We start from the raw sequence: 15,721 nt of genomic DNA on the forward strand, positions 1-15,721 counted from the left end.
GGGTGATCCCGTCCGCTGCGGACCCGGTTACCGGCTCGCGGTCATGTCGTGCGCGAGTTCGTGTTCGTCAGCTTCGGACAGGGACGTCTGCACGATGGTGCCGCCGAACCCGCGGAGCGCCTCACCGAACTTGTCCTCGGTGATCTTCGTCGCGTACAGGACGACGGCCGAGCGCCCGTCCGCGACGGCGGACTTCACCCGGTCCCGGAACTCAGCGTTGAGCCCCGTCTTGTCGAGTCCGGCGATGAGCCCGCCGAGCGCGCCGCCGATGACGAATCCGAAGAACGGGACGAAGAACAGCAGGCCGAGCAGGCTGCCGAAGAGCGCACCCGTGCCGACTCCCACCCCGACCTTGCCGGCCGGCCCGGGTGTCTCGACGTGGGTCTTGCCCTCGGAATCGGCACGCACGAGCGCGACTCCGGCGAGCTCGACGACGAGATCCTCCTGCAGCCGTTGCACTTCCTCGTACGCCGCGACGGCTTCCGCTTCGTCGTTAAACGAGATGACAATGAGATCGGACATTGTTTGAACCCTTCGATTGCGAGCGACGGAGACGAGGGTCTCTACGCGCTGTAGCGGTTGGCTCGCAGGGGTGCGGCGTCAGTGATCAGCTGATGCGCCTTCTCGACCGTTGCCGCGTCGCCATGGACGATCACGAGGTACCGGTCGGCTTTGAGGTCGTCCTCGTACTGCGGAATCTCCTCCTCGGGGACGGCCAGGCCGACCAGTGCACCGAGACCCGCACCGATGCCGGCACCGACCAGTGTGCTCGCCAGCCAGCCCGCCGCAGCAACCCAACCGATGCCCGGCAGCCACACAAACCCGAGGAGCAGCCAGCCGGTCAGGGCACCCCAGAGCGCTCCCCACCCGCCGAACGATCCCGCCTGGTTGCCGACGGGGATCCAGCCGTGGACGGTCTTCTCGTCCTTGACGCCCTTCCCGACGACGGACACGACATCCTCGCCGTAGCCGGCTTCCTTGAGGGTCTGCACCGCGGCGAGAGCCTCGTCGCTAGAAGCGAACACGCCGATGGTGGAGTCGGAGGTTGTGGTGGTGGTCATGGTTTCCTGCCTTCTTCCGAGTGGGTAGTGCGTGGGTGTGGCTACGGCGCGAGCAGGCGCTGCTTCGCCGCCGTGAACTCTTGGTCGCTGAGCAGACCCTGCTGGCGTAGTGCACTGAGGCGGTCGAGTTCGCTCATCAGATCGGTCGGGCCGGGTGGGGAGGGTGCTGGAACTTGCGAGGTCGGGATGGTCTGTTCGAGTTCGTATGCGTTCGCTTCCTCGCGGCGTTGCGCATTTTCCTGCTGGTGGGTCGCAACCGCGCCGCCGACCGCTGAGGCCGTTCCAGCGACGACGGCCGTTCGAGCGGCGAGGCCGAGCAGGCCGGGTCTTCCGAATCTCCGAAATGGCATGTCCTGCCCCTTTCACTTGATGTGTGCTGCCGCGGCGAGCTCGTTGAGTTCTGGGGCCGGTACGCGCACGGTCTCGAGCAGTTCGCCGCCGCTCTCTGAGAAGCGTTCCGCGAGGTTCTTCGCCCAGAGCAGTTCCATGACCGCGATCGCTGCTGACATGCCGGGGGTGAGCCCGTCGGCGATGCTGTCGACGTCGTCGTTGCCGGCGAGGCCGCGGGCGTCGAGTGTGACTTCGCCGAGTGCGCCGTCGGTCGGGAGATCGTCGATCTCGAGGACTGACACGGCGCCGTCGACGGCACGGGAGACGACGAGGATGTCGAGGAGTCGTACCGTGCTGTCCGCGACCAGGGCCGCGAGTGCTTCGAGCACTCCTGGGTCAGGCAGAACGCCCGGGTATCGAATGATGTACACCTCGGCGGGGCCGAAGTCGAAAGCTGTCACCGTCACACCGCCGCGTGCGTCGAGGGGGCCTGACGGGAGGTGCCGAGTGCCGTGGACTTGATTGCTTCGAACTCCGCCTGCGTGATTGCACCGTTCTCGAGCAGCGTCCGAGCTTTGGCGATCTCGTCCGCGGGTGACGATCCGGCGACATGGCGGATGTAGCCCTCCGTGGCCTGCTTCTGCTTGTCGGCGGCCCCTGCCTGCCGGTCGGCCATGCCTCGGCCTCGTGCAATGAAGTAGACGAACACCGTGAGGAACGGTACGAACACCAGGAAGAACATCCAGATGGCCTTGTACCAACCGTTCAATGTTCGGTCCCTGACGAGGTCCGCGAGAACGGCGAAGATCGCGAACAGCGACGCGATGAACGCGAATCCCAGCAGGCTGTACCAGAGGATCGACCAGAACCAGTACCAGAAGTCCATTGCGATGTTCCCTTCTATCGGTGTGGTGTCCGGTCTACGGCGAGGGAACATGCGCGGCACCACCCGGATCGGGCGATCTGTGGTTGAGGGGCCGTGATCCCGCTCGCGCGACGCGGGTGTGTGCCGTCTCGTGGCATCTGACCGGACGAATTCGGCGCCGACGTCCGATGCGCGGTGGTCGCCAGTGCCCTCAAGCTCGGCGCAGATGCGCGGCTTGAACTGGTCGTCGAGAACGAGTACGCGGCACGAGTCGATGGAGTCCCGGTTGGCGGTGCCTGTGTCGTCAGCGAGGGCGGCGACGACGGAAGCTACGGCGAAACGTCCCGCGCCGTAACGCCGGCCACCCGTCACCATCCTTCAGGCGACCGTCGCGGGCCAGCCCGTCCCACTTGTCCAGCTCGTCACCATCACGATCACATGCACGCTCAAACCCGTTCCGACACCGACACCGACGCCCGCATTGACACCCGCATCGACACGGACACGGAATTCCACCGCGCCGCCGGTGCCGTCGTCGGCCGGGGCTCAGGGGAACCGGCGAACGCGGACGGATCTCTGGCGTACACCGGTTCCGACAGCGCTGCGATGATGTCGCTCCTGCTCCTCCCCAGCGTGCTGCTCGGTGGAGGGAGCCTCCTCAGGCCAAACGACGTCAGCGATGGGTTCGCCCGGTTTGGGCGATGCAGGAAGCGGTCACACCGGCGTGAACTTGCGACATCACACGATCGCGAGGAGGCCACCAGATGAGCGACAGACTGCATCCGGACCGAGCCCGGCAGGACGACCCGACCATCAAGATCACGGTCGTCCCGGTGCCTCGCATCGACGGGGCCCTTCCCACCCGCACCTCCGTCGTGCCCCCGAAGCCTCTGTCCACGAGCACTACGCCGCGACACCGAGCGTGAGACAAACTAACCGCTCTCCGCGTCCGACACGACAGCGGCAACGGGGGTCGTGGACATCAGACGTCCTCGGGACTGACTTCGAGTCGATGCCCCTGCAGCTCGACGACGATGACGAGGGGGCCGTCATCGCGACTTTGGTCCGCCGAACCGCGACGCATCGGCTGCCAGGACGGTGGCGGACCGGGCTACGACATCGCTCCGACAGACGTCCACTGGGCGGAGCCGATGTTCTCTACGTGCACGGGTGGTCGGACTACTTCTTCCAACGTGAGCTGGCGGAGCACCTCGAAGCCCTCGGCGCACGCTTCTTCGCCTTGGACCTCCGGAAGTACGGCCGGAGCCTGCTCCCACATCAGACCCCCGGTTACGTCGACGACTTGGGGACGTACGACGAGGACATCGCCGCGGCACTCCACGCCATGGGTCACGGCGAGGACGCACGTGGACATCGACGGCTCATCCCGCTCGGGCACTCCACCGGCGGACTCATCCTCGCGCTGTGGAGCGCTCGGCATCCAGGGACCGCCGCCGGCTTGATCCTCAACAGTCCCTGGCTCGAGTTTCAGGCCACCGCCCTCGGACGGGAGTTCCTTGCGCCGCTGATTCGACTCGGTGCGCGTCGGAACCCGCTCGCGCCCATGCCGACCATCGACCCCGGCTTTTACACCCGCACCATCTCCAACGGCGCAGAGGGAACCTGGAGCTACGACCAACACTGGCGCCCCGAACGGGGTTTCCCACTGCACCCCGGCTGGCTCGCCGCGGTATTCGACGCCCAAGACGCGATATCGCGCGGGCTGCGCACGACGACCCCAACGCTCGTGCTCCTCAGCTCGCAGAGCCTCCTGTCTCCTCGCTGGAGCAACGCGATGGCGCACGCGGATGTCGCACTCAACGTCGACGCCGTCGCCCAACGCGCGCTGTCCCTCGGAGACGACGTCAGCGTGGTCCGCATTCACAACGCCGTACACGACGTCATGCTCTCCGAACCGTCAGTCCGAGAGCACGCGTACACGGCCATCCGCCGGTGGTCGCGAACGATTCCCCTTCCCGGAACCTAGCCGCTGCCTGTAAACCACCGCGACCACCAATGAGGCGGCCCGCCGGTTGCGCTGAGGAAAGGACACACATGCAGGACTTTCTGAACCAACTGCTGAAGGAGTCGTCCTTCAACGTTTGGGACGTCGTCCTCGCGGCCGTGGTCGTCGTCCTCGGGTGGATGGCTTCCATCTGGGCGCGAAAAGGCACTCGTAAGCTCCTCGAACGTTGGAGTGGTCTCGGTGCAGAATCGACCAACTTGCTTTCCCGCCTGGTTCGGTACGGCATCCTGCTCCTCACCGTCGGCATCGTCCTCTCCGTCCTCGGGGCGCCCCTTCAACCAGTGCTTGCCGCAGTCATCATCGTCGTCACGGTCGCTGTCCTCGCCTTGCGCGGAATCGCGGCCAACTTCGGCGCGGGACTCGTGATCCAGGCCCGACGTCCCGTCCGCATGGGCGACACCATCGAGGTGGACGGTCGACAGGGCCGCATCATTGAACTCACCGGCCGCACCGTGCTCCTGCTCACATCGGAAGGTGACACCATTCGCGTGCCGAACGCGCTCCTGCTCCAACGACCGTTGGTGAACTCCACAGAATCCGGCGCAGTACGCAACGAGATCTGGGTCCGCGTCACTTCGGACATGTCTGCGAACGCGGTGCTTCAAACGATTCACGACGCAGTCCTCTCGATCCCGCACCGAAACGAGCGGCTCCCCGAGACGCTCCTGGAGACGGCCGGGCCGAGGCAAGTCGACGCTTCTGTCCGGTTCTGGACAAGCTACGTCGACCGCGAGGCAGCTCGGAGCGCAGCGGTGAACGCAGTGCTCGACGCTCTCAACAGTCAGCAACCCGACGCATGGGTGTCCTCACACCGGCCCCACGCCGTCGACTGGGTCCGTCCCATCCCCCCGATTTCACCCCGCCCGGGCGAGGCACCCGACCAATAACCGGAGTTCCGTGACACCACCAGATCACGAACATCACGGGAGTGAAAATGAGCATCGGCGGCGGAATCTTCCTCATGGTCGTTGGCGCGATCATGGCTTTCGCGTTCAACTTTCAGCTTGCACGCGTTGATATCCGCCTCATCGGGTACATCCTGCTCGCCGCCGGTCTCCTCGTCCTCGTGTTCGGCATCATCAGCCGGGTACGCCGCCGTCGCTACGAATCGACGTACGTCGTCGACGTCGATCCGGTCACCGGGGAACGTGTCACGCGAAGGATCGTTGAAGAAGGCGGACCGGAGAACTAGCGCAGCAGCGTCCGAAGAGTGACGAGGAGCCGCATGCTCGCGGTACTCGGCCATACGTTGCCCCTCGCTGTCGCACTCGCGATGAGCTCCGTACCGATCGTCACCAGCCTCACCCTCATCATTCGGAATCCGAGGCGGTGGGCACCGACGTGCTTCGCGGCAGGGTATGTCCTCGGGATGGCCGGTTTCCTCGCCGCCTTCGTCCTGCTCATCCCCGCGCCGAACAACGACGGGCTCCTGCGCGGGTCAGCTGTTCAAGGATGGGCGGAGATCTGCATCGGCGTCGTGGTCGTGGCTCTCGGGATCCGCTCGATTCGCCACCGCCCGCAGGGCGGGATCCTTCACTCGGTTATCAGACGGCTGTCTGCCGCACTGACACGAGCACCTTCCCTTCTCGCGGGACTCGTTGGTATCGCAATGAACTTGCGGCCGAAGTCTCTCCTGCTGACGACCGCACTCGCACTGATGATCGCGGCGGCACAGCTCTCCGTCTGGGGCAGCGCAGTCACCGTCGGCGCCGTTGTCGTTATCGGAACGAGCACGGTTCTCGGACCAGTCGCCATCACATTGCTGCGCCGAGAAGAGGCACGAGGATGGGCTGAGAACGCCGACCGATGGATCCGGCGAAACGGCCACATCGTCGCGGTCGTCGTCCTGCTCCTCGTCGGAGTAGTCATCGTCGGCAACGGTCTGGCCCTGGTGTAAGCCTCGGTGCGCATGAGCGGTGCCGTCGAGTTCACCCGGTTCGGGCGATGGATCGTCTTCGCAACACGCGGACAGTGAATGACGAGGTTGGCTAGCCCGTCCGAACGGACGTTGAACTGTGCCGACGATCCGACCAGTGAGGAGTGACACATGTCGCAGCCATTCCGCGGCGTCATCAACATGGACGTTCGGGACTCAGTCCCGGACTGGGAGCCGTTCCAGCCGCCCAAGGCCCGCGCCGACGCGCCGAACGTGCTCTACGTGATCTGGGACGACACCGGCATCGCAGCATGGGACGTCTTCGGCGGTCGTATCAAGATGCCGACCCTTTCGCGCATCGCTGAACTCGGTCTCCGTTACACGAATTGGCACACGACCGCGTTGTGCTCCCCGACACGGTCCAGCCTCCTCACGGGAAGGAACGCCCACTCGAACGGGATGGCGTGCATCGTCGAAGGAGCGGCAGGATACCCCGGGCAATCTGCGGTGATCCCGCCCGAGAACGGCACGATCGCGGAGACCCTGCTCGAAGAGGGCTACAACACCTACTGCGTGGGCAAATGGCATCTGACACCGGAGAGCGAGTCGAACATGTCGAGCTCGCGGCGCACCTGGCCTCTCGGCCGCGGCTTCGAGCGCTACTACGGGTTCCTCGGCGGAGAGACGAACCAATGGTTCCCGGACCTCGTCTACGACAACCACGCCGTCGACCAACCAGCGAAGCCCGATGACGGCTACCACCTGTCCGCAGACCTCGTCGACAAAGCGATTGAGTTCATCCGCGACGGCAAGCAGGTCGCTCCGGAGAAGCCATGGTTTACCTACCTGGCGTTCGGCGCGAACCACGCGCCGCATCACGCCCCGATCGAGTGGTCGGACCGGTACAAGGGCGTGTTCGACGACGGGTACGAGTTGTACCGCGAAGGCGCACTTGCACGGCAGAAAGAACTCGGCATCGTCCCGCCAGACACCGAGATGGCACCCATCAACCCGTGGCCCGCCCCGGAGGTCATCGCCGAGGCCGACGAGGTCCGTCCGTGGGACGAACTCTCCGACGACGAAAAGCAGCTGTTCGTCCGGATGGCCGAGGTCTACGCCGGGTTCTCCAGCTACACCGACCACGAACTCGGCCGCCTGCTCGACTACCTCGAACAGTCTGGGCAGCTCGACGACACGATCATCGTCGTGTGCTCTGACAATGGCGCCTCCGGCGAGGGAAGCCCGAACGGCTCCGTGAACGAGAACAAGTTCTTCAACAGCTGGCCGGACGACCTGCAGGAGAACCTCGCGAAGGTCGATCAGCTCGGCGGCCCGGAGACTTACAACCACTACCCGACGGGCTGGGCGGTCGCCTTCAACACCCCGTACAAGATGTTCAAGCGGTACACGCTCGAGGGCGGCATCGCCGATCCCCTGATCATCGCGTGGCCGAACCGGATGAGGGACGTCGCCGGGCAAAATCGCGACCAATACCACCACGCGATCGACATCGTCCCGACCATCTACAGCTGCCTCGGCATCACGCCACCCGAGTACGTCAAGGGCTACCCGCAGGTGCCGATCCAGGGCGAGTCCATCGAGTACACCTTCGCCGATCAAACCGCCGCGAGCCGCCGCCGTACTCAGTACTACGAGATGCTCGGCAGCCGGGCGCTGTACCACGACGGATGGAAGCTCGTCGCGCAGCACGGCCCCCTGTCCGGCGTGGGCCACTTCGGTCAAGACGTTTGGGAGCTGTACCACACAGAGACGGACCGTGCCGAGATGCACGACGTCGCCGATCAGTATCCGGATCGGGTTCAAGAGATGGTCGGCATGTGGTTCGCTATCGCCGGTAGGAACAACGTGTTCCCCCTCGACGACAGGACCGCGCGCGAGCGCCTCGTCGAAGAACGACCAAGCGGTTCGGCACCTCGCACTGCGTACACCTATTACCCGGGCACGGCCGAGATCCCAGAAGGTGTCGCACCGAACATCCGGAACCGGTCCTACACGCTCCGCGCGGTCATCGACGTCACGGACCAGGATGCGTCCGGGATCGTGCTCGCCCAAGGCAGCCGCTTCGGCGGTCACGCGTTGTACCTGGCGGACGGGAAGCTTCGTTACGTCTACAACTTCCTCGGGATCGACGAGACCACCGCCGCAGCTGAGACCACCGTTCCCCTCGGGACGACAACGATCGAAGTCGCGTTCGACAAGGAGCACGAGGAACCCCAGGGGGTCGCGAACGGCACTGTCACCGTCCGGGTAGACGGCGACGACGTCGCGTCAGCGATGCTCCGCACGCAACCGGGAAAGTTCGCCCTCGCCGGCGAAGGGCTGGCCGTCGGACGAGACTCAGCCGATCCGGTCAGTCAGGCATACGGCGCTGACTTCCCGACGCACGGGTTCACGATCGACCACGTCACGGTCGACGTCGCTGGTGACCACTACGTGAACGAGGAGATCGAGGCCCGCGGCATGCTCGCCCGAGAGTAACCACCAAGGAGCCGGGCCAGGGAGTTGTACCGCCTAAGAGCTTCCCTGGCCCGGCTCCCGATCATCAATTGCGGTGGTAGTGCGGTGGAAGAAGGAGGCGAGCCGGGTGATGGAAGTGAAGCTAAGTCACGGCGCAAGATGGCGGAAGAACCGTGATCTCGTCACGATTGTCATCCAGTCGACACCACCCCAGGAGGCCACCCGTACGGGTCGGTCACGGTGAGTTCGCCCAACAGATGCTGCGCACTGCGGACGGCATTCTGAAGTACATCGTCGGCCGGCCCTGGACGCTGGTCCGTTTCGATCGCCGGTCACTGATCACCTCCGGCTCCCCGGTGAGCTTGGTTGCACGGCCTGATGCCAATGAGTGGGAGGGAGTAACGTACACGACTGCGTGAGGCATAGCAATGCCTTTGACTCGGAAGCTCGGACTCATCATGGGAGATCCGACGCCGTTCCATGGTGTGGTGCCCGTCGAGGAGGGACATCACGGTCGGTGGGACACGCTCCTCCTGTCGGCCCAACACCCTACGAGCGCTTCTTCAATGAGCACACCATCGGCCACGCGAGCCGATGGTTGTACTGCCACCCATCGATGAACATCGCGTCCAGGATGACTCACCCGAACCTCATCTCGTGAATATGCAAGTCCAGAATGATCCGTGGGAGTTGAACGGAGAGCCCAACGGGGTTGTCTGACTGCCTGGCACTCGCGGCTGCGCCACCATCCACACCAGAGCGCTACGCGACAGCATGAAAGCAACCGTGCAGGACATCGAGGATAGCCACACGTGAGGGGTACTCCTCGAGCCGAGTCCGTCCCGGAAGGGGATCGGCTATCGAGAGGGAACCATGGTGCTATCGACGGGAAGAGCCGACGTCACGGCAGTGAGATTGAGCACAGTTCGTCAAACTTGACGGCGCCGCGCTCCTACAGTGTGAGCCCCCCCTCGATGCAGAATGCTCACTCGCCGCCGTCGGCAAGGCTTCCCATGGTCTGGAGGGCGGCTTCTACGATGGAACGGTTGGCTGCGGTCACGTATTAGGCGGTCGTCGTCGGCCGGCAGAGCCCGCTGCTGAAGCAGGATGAACGAAGAAGTCGCAGTAGCGGACCTGTCCGCCGACAAAGTAGCCGTGACCGGGCACCGATCGCACCATACCCTCAGCGATCAGGGTCCGATACGCGTTCAGGATCGTATTAGCGCTCAACGCCGACGTCGTCACCGCGACCCGGTACGGCGGCAACTGATCCCCGTCGACAAGGGCCCCGTCCGCAATCGCATCCCGAATGAGCTGCTCGACCCGGTCCTGCCGCGACGACCCTGATTGCCGGACGGCAGGCAGCACCAATTGGAACGCCGAAGTTCTCACGGCGCCCCGACCCTGATGGTCGCTCTCCTCGATATACCCATTCGGGCCTGAACGACCAACCGCTGCGCGTGCACGTCGATACCGATTCATTAAATACCCATCACCCCCGACATACGCCACCGTTCCGCCCCGGGTTTAGTGGAGGCTCGGTAGTGCCGCTTCGACGGTAGCCGGAGCGGTTTTGTGCCGATAGTGGTTCGGCTCGAACTCGACGGGTGGGACCATGCCGAGTTCGCCGTGGAGGCGGCGCTGGTTGAACCAAGTCGATGTTCTCCATGGTCGCGATCTCGAGGTCGTCGATGCCGCGCCAGGGTCCGCGGTTGCGGATGAGTTCGGCTTTGAAGATCGAGTTCACCGCTTCCGCGAGGGCGTTGTCGTAGCTGTCGCCCTTGGAGCCGACAGACGCGACCGCGCCGGCTTCGGCGAGCCGGTCCGAGTACCCAATGGCCCGATATTGCACACCACGGTCGCTGTGATGGATCAGGTTCGACAGGTCGTGGCCTTCGCGTTGGCGGGTCCAGATCCCCATCTCGAGGGCGTCGAGGGCGAGGTCGGTGCGCAGGTTTTTCGATAGCTGCCAGCCTATGATGCGGCGGGAGACACGTCCGTGACGAACGCCGCGTAGACCCAGCCCGAGAACGTACGGATGTAGGTGATGTCCGCGACCCAGCGCTGGTCCGGACCCGATGCGGTGAACGCCCGCTGCACCAGATCCGCCGGCCGATCCCTGACCGGACCCGGGACCGTGGTCTTTGGTCCCTTCCGCTTGGACACTCCCGCCAGTTCGGTGATACGCATCAACCGTTCGATCGTGCAGCGGGCGATCTGGTGGCCTTCCCGGTGGAGCTGCGCATGCACCTTCCGGGCGCCATAGACGACGTAGTTCATCTCGGGTAGTGATCAGCCACGCGCGAAGGGTGCGCACCATCGGTTGCCACCCTATTCAGGCAGGAATTGTGTCGCCACGGTCGGTTCACCCGATACGGGTGAGGCCCGCGAAACGGGCCCCTCCGCCCCGCATCTCGCGGCAGATGTAGCCAGTTACCCGAGCGAAGTTCACCCGCAACGGGCGGCCGGACTCTTCCCCGTGGAGAGCAAGAATGAGGAACGGCGCTCCTCCTCCAACGGGACGAGCGTTACCGTCAACGCCGGATCTGGGCGGAGGGGATCGTGAAACCGACATACGGGAACTCAGCGCCGACGCGCTCACGAGGCTATGCGCTGTGTGCGGCATCAGTGGTGCTCGCCGTGCTCTTCTTCACCGTCTTCGCACTTGTGGGCCCGGCGGACTGGCTGTGGGCAGTTCCCGTTGCGATGGCGGAGCTGGTCATCGTTGTGCTCATTGCACGATGGCTGCACGCGACGCGAGGGCAGCGCGGATCGCTTCGTGATGCAGCGAAAGGAGCCATCGCCATTGGGCTGTTCCCCACCATCTGCCTCCTCGTGCTCGTCGCAGCACTCCTGGTGGCTGCCAGCCTGTAATCGGCGCCCGCATCGTTGCTGGTCGCTTCGTACCGCGGCGTCGATGGGTTTCCGCTGGACACGGAACGAAAGGCGCCCGGTCCCAGCCAAGAGTGCTCTCTGCTCGCTTCGAGGTAGTACGACCCGGGGACGTCAGGAACGACGTTGCGAAGATTCGCATCATGAGCGCCGCGGTGTGCCAGCCGGAGGCGATGAGTCCTCCGAATGGGCCGGACGTGGCCCTCTCGGCATCGGTGTGGATCATTTGCGGGTCGAATTCGGCGGCGAAGCGGAGGATGTCGTTCTGTTCGACCCGTTGTGCGCCGTACCGGACGTCGATGCCGGGGAGGTAGTCCTCGAAGTACCGGTCAGCAGCAGGTCGAGCGAAATCGGGCATGCCTTCCACTCTGCCTTGTTGCCCCGCCGGCGCTGGGGTGCAACTGACACAAGACGGGAGGCGGCGGGTTGTCGCTGCCCGCAGGAGGATCGTCTACCGGGCGGCTTGCCCCTACGGTCAGCCGCGGCGCAGCTCCGAGAGCATCGGGTGGTTGCGGTCGCGTTCTGAAAGCAGCGCTTCGGTGAGAGGGTCCGGTGGCCGATCGGGTCCGTTCTGAGAAGCTCCGGCCAGCCACGACCGTTTTCCCTTGAATATTAGTGACGGGCTGTGGCGCTCGTCCGAGCCGGCAAGCCCACCGCGACGGCTGCAGTCGTGCTCGGCGTCGGGGCCGCGTCGAGCCGGAACCTACGGTCGACCGGGGTGAACGACCCGGTGTCGCGGCCAGGAAGGCATCGAACTCGCAAGGGCGGGGAAGCGCATCCGGTAAGCGTGCGAAGAGGGCAGCGACACAACCGCACGCTGGGCGAGCACGCGGTATCTCATGCGCCGAGGCGCTGGTTGGTGTCGGGAGCGCGAGCCGTGGTCCTGGATGGTTTCTCATCAGATTGGAGGCGCGTGGCGGCCCTGCCACGAGCCTCCAGTCCGGCAGGATGCAGGTCCACGGCGATGGTCGCCGTGGCGACGGAGGGGAAGCCATGGGGCACGAGCACACCGCCGAGCCACGCGGGGGCGAGCGGCCGGTCCGGCACGGACGGCTCCGGAGGCGCGGAACGGTCGGTCCCGCGCTCTCGGTGATCACGACGGCCGTGGTGGTCGTTCTGGTGAGCACGGGCTCGGTCGCGGCGATCGCGACCTGGCAGGTCCTGCAGGCGGCGACCCCGACGGTGTCGCTCGCGATGCCCGGAGGGCGCGAGACGGCGAACGCCGCCCCGGAACTCACGGCGCAGTCCGGGGAGGTGAACATGCTCCTCGTCGCGACGGATACTCGTGACGGGCAGGGGGCCGGGTTCGACGACGCGGCGAACCGGCGGGCGAGCACGGGTGTCGGCAACAACGACACCAACATCCTCGTGCACATTTCCGCCGACCACACGAACATGGCGGTCGTCAGCTTCCCGCGCGACCTGGTGCTCCCGATTCCCGCGTGCACGAACGACTCCGGCGCCGTGACACCCGCCTCGTCCGCCGCGATGCTGAACACTGCGCTGGGACGAGGGGGAGAGCAGCACGGGCTCGCGTGTGTGGCGAGCACGATCAGCCGGCTCACCGGGCTCCAGATCGGCTACGCCGGCAAGATCACGTTCGACGGCGTGGTCGCGATGGCGGACGCGGTCGGTGGCGTCGAGGTGTGCCTGGCGACGCCGATCCACGATGACGACGTCACACCGGCGCTCGACTTGGCCGCGGGGAACCGGACACTGTCCGGCGCCGAGGCGGCCGCGTTCCTCCGTTCCCGGCACGGTGTCGGCGACGACAGCGACCTCGGACGGATCAGCAACCAGCAGACGTTCATGTCCGCCCTCGCGCGACAGGCGGTCTCTGCGGGCACACTGACGAATCCGGCGAAGGTGCTCCGGCTGGCGAACACGGCCTTCCGGCACATGACGCTGTCCGACACGCTGTCGGATCCTGGCACCCTCGCTCGGATCGCGCTCGCCGTGAACACCGTCGGGCTGTCGAACATGGTGTTCGTGCAGTACCCGGTCGTCGACGACCCGGACGACTCGGCGCGCGTGCTGGTGGCGCAGGGCGCGGCAGCGCAGCTGAACGGGGTGCTGCAGGCGAACCAGGCCGTCGTGCTCGGTGCGGGCAGCCTCGGGCGTTCGGCCGTCCGGGACCCGTCGGCGTCGGCCGGGCCGTCAGCGGCCGCGTCGGCCTCGGCCTCCGCCTCGACGGGGGCCTCGGTGTCGCCCGGATCGTCCGCTCCTGCCGCGCAGCTGCCGGACAGCGTCTCCGGCCAGAGCGCGAACACGGTGACCTGCGCCGCGAAGAAGTGATCGGTCAGGAGGCAACATCGTGGAAACGGCCCGTCCACGTATGGCGCGTAGCGCGACTCGTCCGGGGCTGCTGCCTCAGGTGACGCGGTGGGCAGTAGTCACCCGCTGGTGTCGGATCACACCGAAGCGTGTCATCTCCGTGCCGGTAACTGATGTTGGAAACACGTCGGGCACGACAGCGCACGTCAGCCTCAGTACTCTCCTACGTCACGCAGGCCCGCGCCACCGCTCGCGCCGATTCGCCCCATCAGCCGGAGCCTGCTCGGGGTCGCCCGCACTGTGTGCTCCGTTTTTCAGAGCCGAGGTGATCCGCTACCCCGGCCCTGGCGCGGCATCGAGGACCTCGATACAGCGACCGTCGAGTACCTCGACTGGTTCAACCACCGACGCCTGCGCGGCGAGCTTGGCATGGTTTCACCGGTCGAGTTCGAACAGATCCCCCACCGACGCAACCGCTCCGACTACCGTCGAAGCGGCACTACCGAGCCTCCACTCAACCCGGGGGCTGAACACCTGTTTCCGCGGTTAGGAAACGCCCGCGCCGCCGGCAGCGCGGGCGCCGAATCTACGCGGCGTGGCGGCCTGCTCCGATCGAGTCGTTGGGCGGCCGGTGGTGTCGGCATGCTTCCCGACATGACGAGACCACCGGCCTGGCGAGTGCCACAACGTCAGGGAGTGGCACGGGCTACCTGAAGGATCACCTGGGCTGGGCGGTGTGCGAGATGCAGACGTCCGCACACTTAACGACGCCGCGAGTCTCGCGTCCCCGGGCGTCGATGAACTCCGTTGGGCATCACCGTGCTCAACGACCGCGACGAACCAGTGATGACCTTGGTCGCGATGAACATGCTCCGCTGCCGCAGCGAGAAGTAGGGCGCGTCCGGTAGCCGATCCATCTCCGGGCACCATCTATCTCGGCTACTTGCGAGATCGGTCGTTGCGCGACCACGAGAAGAGCCAGCCCGCGAGCAGCATCACGGCACCCACAAACGTGAAGATGACGCCGACTACCAGGTTCCATCGGCCCGCAAGCAGAACGACGCCGACCACCAGCACGATGCTCCCGACGAGCAGGTTGTACCGCGCGCGGGCTGGCCGATCATCGTCGCCGGAGGACTTCACCGCTCGAACGCTACCGGCGCAGCATGACGTTCGATAGCCGATCGCCTACCGAGACACCGAGCGGCCAACACGTTCGAGACCGTTCCATTAGCGGTGCGGCTCCGCTGTCACAGCTGGCAGCAGGCCGGGGCACCGTGCGTTGAGTTCGCCTAACCGTCCATGTCGATGCCGGTTATCGCGGTCGAGATCCTCGATGCGAGAGTCAGGCTGGCTCGCTGTGTGTGCGATGGACCGTGGGTGCCGTGGCGGTGGTGATTGGCCATGCGTCGAAGCGGTACTGCTCATGCACGGTGTCGATCCAGACTTGTTCGCGGCCGCGCCCGCTGATGCGGAGGCGGTAAAGCCCCGGGGCCGGGGTGAGTGGGGGCGCGTCGAAGTCGGGGCCGTTGAAGAGGCTGACAACGGTGAGCCCGGTGTCGATGTCGTCGACGTCGAATGTGACGTCGACGACATTGGTCCAGGTTTCGTCGGGGAGCGGTGGTTCGGTTGCGTGCGCGTACGCGTCGATCGTGACGAGGCCGCATCCGGCGACCATTGCGAGGGCGACCGGCAGATGCAGGTCAACTCCTGGTGCCACGGCTCGGACGGTCTGTTCCGGGTCAAGAAACCCGATCCGAGTGAACTCGTCAGGGGTCGCGGCGAGGAGATGGCCGCCCTCGATGATGAGGGCGCCGTTGTCGATGTCAGCTTCGTAGCGCATGCGTTCTCCGGATGAATCTGGTGTCGTAGGCGATGCGGGTGGAGAAGGCGTCTCCTTCCTCGGTCATGTAGCTCAC

The 15,721-nt window shown here is 65.5% G+C and carries 16 protein-coding genes; 7 read left to right on the forward strand and 9 right to left on the reverse strand.

The genetic code is table 11. The features are described 5' to 3' along the window. Positions 1–27: 27 nt before the first annotated feature. From EDF27_RS11570 to EDF27_RS20295, 5 genes are read right to left on the reverse strand one after another with little or no spacing between them, the layout of a single operon-like run. Positions 28–522 carry a DUF1269 domain-containing protein gene (locus EDF27_RS11570; protein ID WP_123703287.1) on the reverse strand — a complete coding sequence of 165 codons (495 nt, stop codon included), beginning with the start codon at positions 520–522 and terminating at the stop codon, positions 28–30. Between the two features lie 41 nt (positions 523–563). After that, positions 564–1,061, reverse strand: coding sequence for a general stress protein (locus EDF27_RS11575; protein ID WP_123703289.1), 498 nt, complete (start codon positions 1,059–1,061; stop codon positions 564–566). Between the two features lie 41 nt (positions 1,062–1,102). After that, a complete protein-coding gene (locus tag EDF27_RS11580) occupies positions 1,103–1,411 on the reverse strand; it encodes an SHOCT domain-containing protein (protein ID WP_123703291.1) in 309 nt (102 codons plus the stop codon). 12 nt (positions 1,412–1,423) lie between these two features. Beyond that, positions 1,424–1,858: a DUF6325 family protein gene (locus tag EDF27_RS11585; protein WP_132048895.1), complete on the reverse strand. Its 435-nt coding sequence runs from the start codon at positions 1,856–1,858 to the stop codon at positions 1,424–1,426. Continuing rightward, positions 1,855–2,631 (reverse strand): SHOCT domain-containing protein, encoded by a 777-nt coding sequence (locus EDF27_RS20295; RefSeq protein ID WP_311316808.1) that lies wholly within the window; start codon positions 2,629–2,631, stop codon positions 1,855–1,857. Before EDF27_RS20295 ends, EDF27_RS11585 begins: the two co-directional genes overlap by 4 nt. Positions 2,632–3,418: 787 nt before the next feature. On the opposite strand from EDF27_RS20295, the gene EDF27_RS11595 reads away from it, so the two are divergent. The 5 genes from EDF27_RS11595 (at position 3,419) to EDF27_RS11615 (ending at position 8,657) form a co-directional block, all read left to right on the forward strand. Further along, positions 3,419–4,243, forward strand: a complete 825-nt coding sequence (locus tag EDF27_RS11595) for an alpha/beta hydrolase (protein ID WP_243698314.1) — start codon at positions 3,419–3,421, stop codon at positions 4,241–4,243. Between the two features lie 68 nt (positions 4,244–4,311). After that, positions 4,312–5,169, forward strand: coding sequence for a mechanosensitive ion channel family protein (locus tag EDF27_RS11600; RefSeq protein WP_165931460.1), 858 nt, complete (start codon positions 4,312–4,314; stop codon positions 5,167–5,169). A gap of 47 nt (positions 5,170–5,216) precedes the next feature. Then, positions 5,217–5,474 (forward strand): DUF6458 family protein, encoded by a 258-nt coding sequence (locus EDF27_RS11605; RefSeq protein WP_123703304.1) that lies wholly within the window; start codon positions 5,217–5,219, stop codon positions 5,472–5,474. A gap of 33 nt (positions 5,475–5,507) precedes the next feature. Then, positions 5,508–6,179, forward strand: coding sequence for a GAP family protein (locus EDF27_RS11610; protein WP_123703306.1), 672 nt, complete (start codon positions 5,508–5,510; stop codon positions 6,177–6,179). 150 nt (positions 6,180–6,329) lie between these two features. Then, positions 6,330–8,657, forward strand: a complete 2,328-nt coding sequence (locus EDF27_RS11615) for a sulfatase-like hydrolase/transferase (RefSeq protein WP_123703308.1) — start codon at positions 6,330–6,332, stop codon at positions 8,655–8,657. A 1,471-nt stretch (positions 8,658–10,128) separates the two neighbouring features. On the opposite strand, the gene EDF27_RS19705 is transcribed toward EDF27_RS11615, so the two are convergent. Both EDF27_RS19705 and EDF27_RS11630 read right to left on the reverse strand, forming a co-directional pair. Continuing rightward, positions 10,129–10,557, reverse strand: coding sequence for a hypothetical protein (locus EDF27_RS19705; protein ID WP_165931434.1), 429 nt, complete (start codon positions 10,555–10,557; stop codon positions 10,129–10,131). A gap of 53 nt (positions 10,558–10,610) precedes the next feature. Continuing rightward, the gene (locus EDF27_RS11630) at positions 10,611–10,916 is read right to left on the reverse strand and encodes an IS3 family transposase (RefSeq protein ID WP_132048901.1); all 306 of its coding nucleotides are present in this window, start codon (positions 10,914–10,916) and stop codon (positions 10,611–10,613) included. Positions 10,917–11,276: 360 nt separating this feature from the next. Here EDF27_RS11630 and EDF27_RS20125 point away from each other — a divergent pair, with 360 nt between their 5' ends. Both EDF27_RS20125 and EDF27_RS11640 read left to right on the forward strand, forming a co-directional pair. Then, complete coding sequence (locus EDF27_RS20125; protein WP_243698315.1) at positions 11,277–11,510, forward strand: hypothetical protein; 234 nt, start codon at positions 11,277–11,279, stop codon at positions 11,508–11,510. Positions 11,511–12,647: 1,137 nt separating this feature from the next. Continuing rightward, on the forward strand, positions 12,648–13,823 hold the full coding sequence (locus EDF27_RS11640; RefSeq protein WP_243698316.1) for an LCP family protein: 1,176 nt from the start codon (positions 12,648–12,650) through the stop codon (positions 13,821–13,823). Between the two features lie 918 nt (positions 13,824–14,741). On the opposite strand, the gene EDF27_RS11650 is transcribed toward EDF27_RS11640, so the two are convergent. Both EDF27_RS11650 and EDF27_RS11655 read right to left on the reverse strand, forming a co-directional pair. After that, complete coding sequence (locus EDF27_RS11650) at positions 14,742–14,945, reverse strand: hypothetical protein (protein ID WP_123703319.1); 204 nt, start codon at positions 14,943–14,945, stop codon at positions 14,742–14,744. A 202-nt stretch (positions 14,946–15,147) separates the two neighbouring features. Beyond that, complete coding sequence (locus tag EDF27_RS11655; RefSeq protein ID WP_123703321.1) at positions 15,148–15,645, reverse strand: hypothetical protein; 498 nt, start codon at positions 15,643–15,645, stop codon at positions 15,148–15,150. Positions 15,646–15,721 lie beyond the last annotated feature (76 nt).

The sequence above is a fragment of the Curtobacterium sp. PhB136 genome, assembly GCF_004346855.1.
Lineage (GTDB): Bacteria > Actinomycetota > Actinomycetes > Actinomycetales > Microbacteriaceae > Curtobacterium.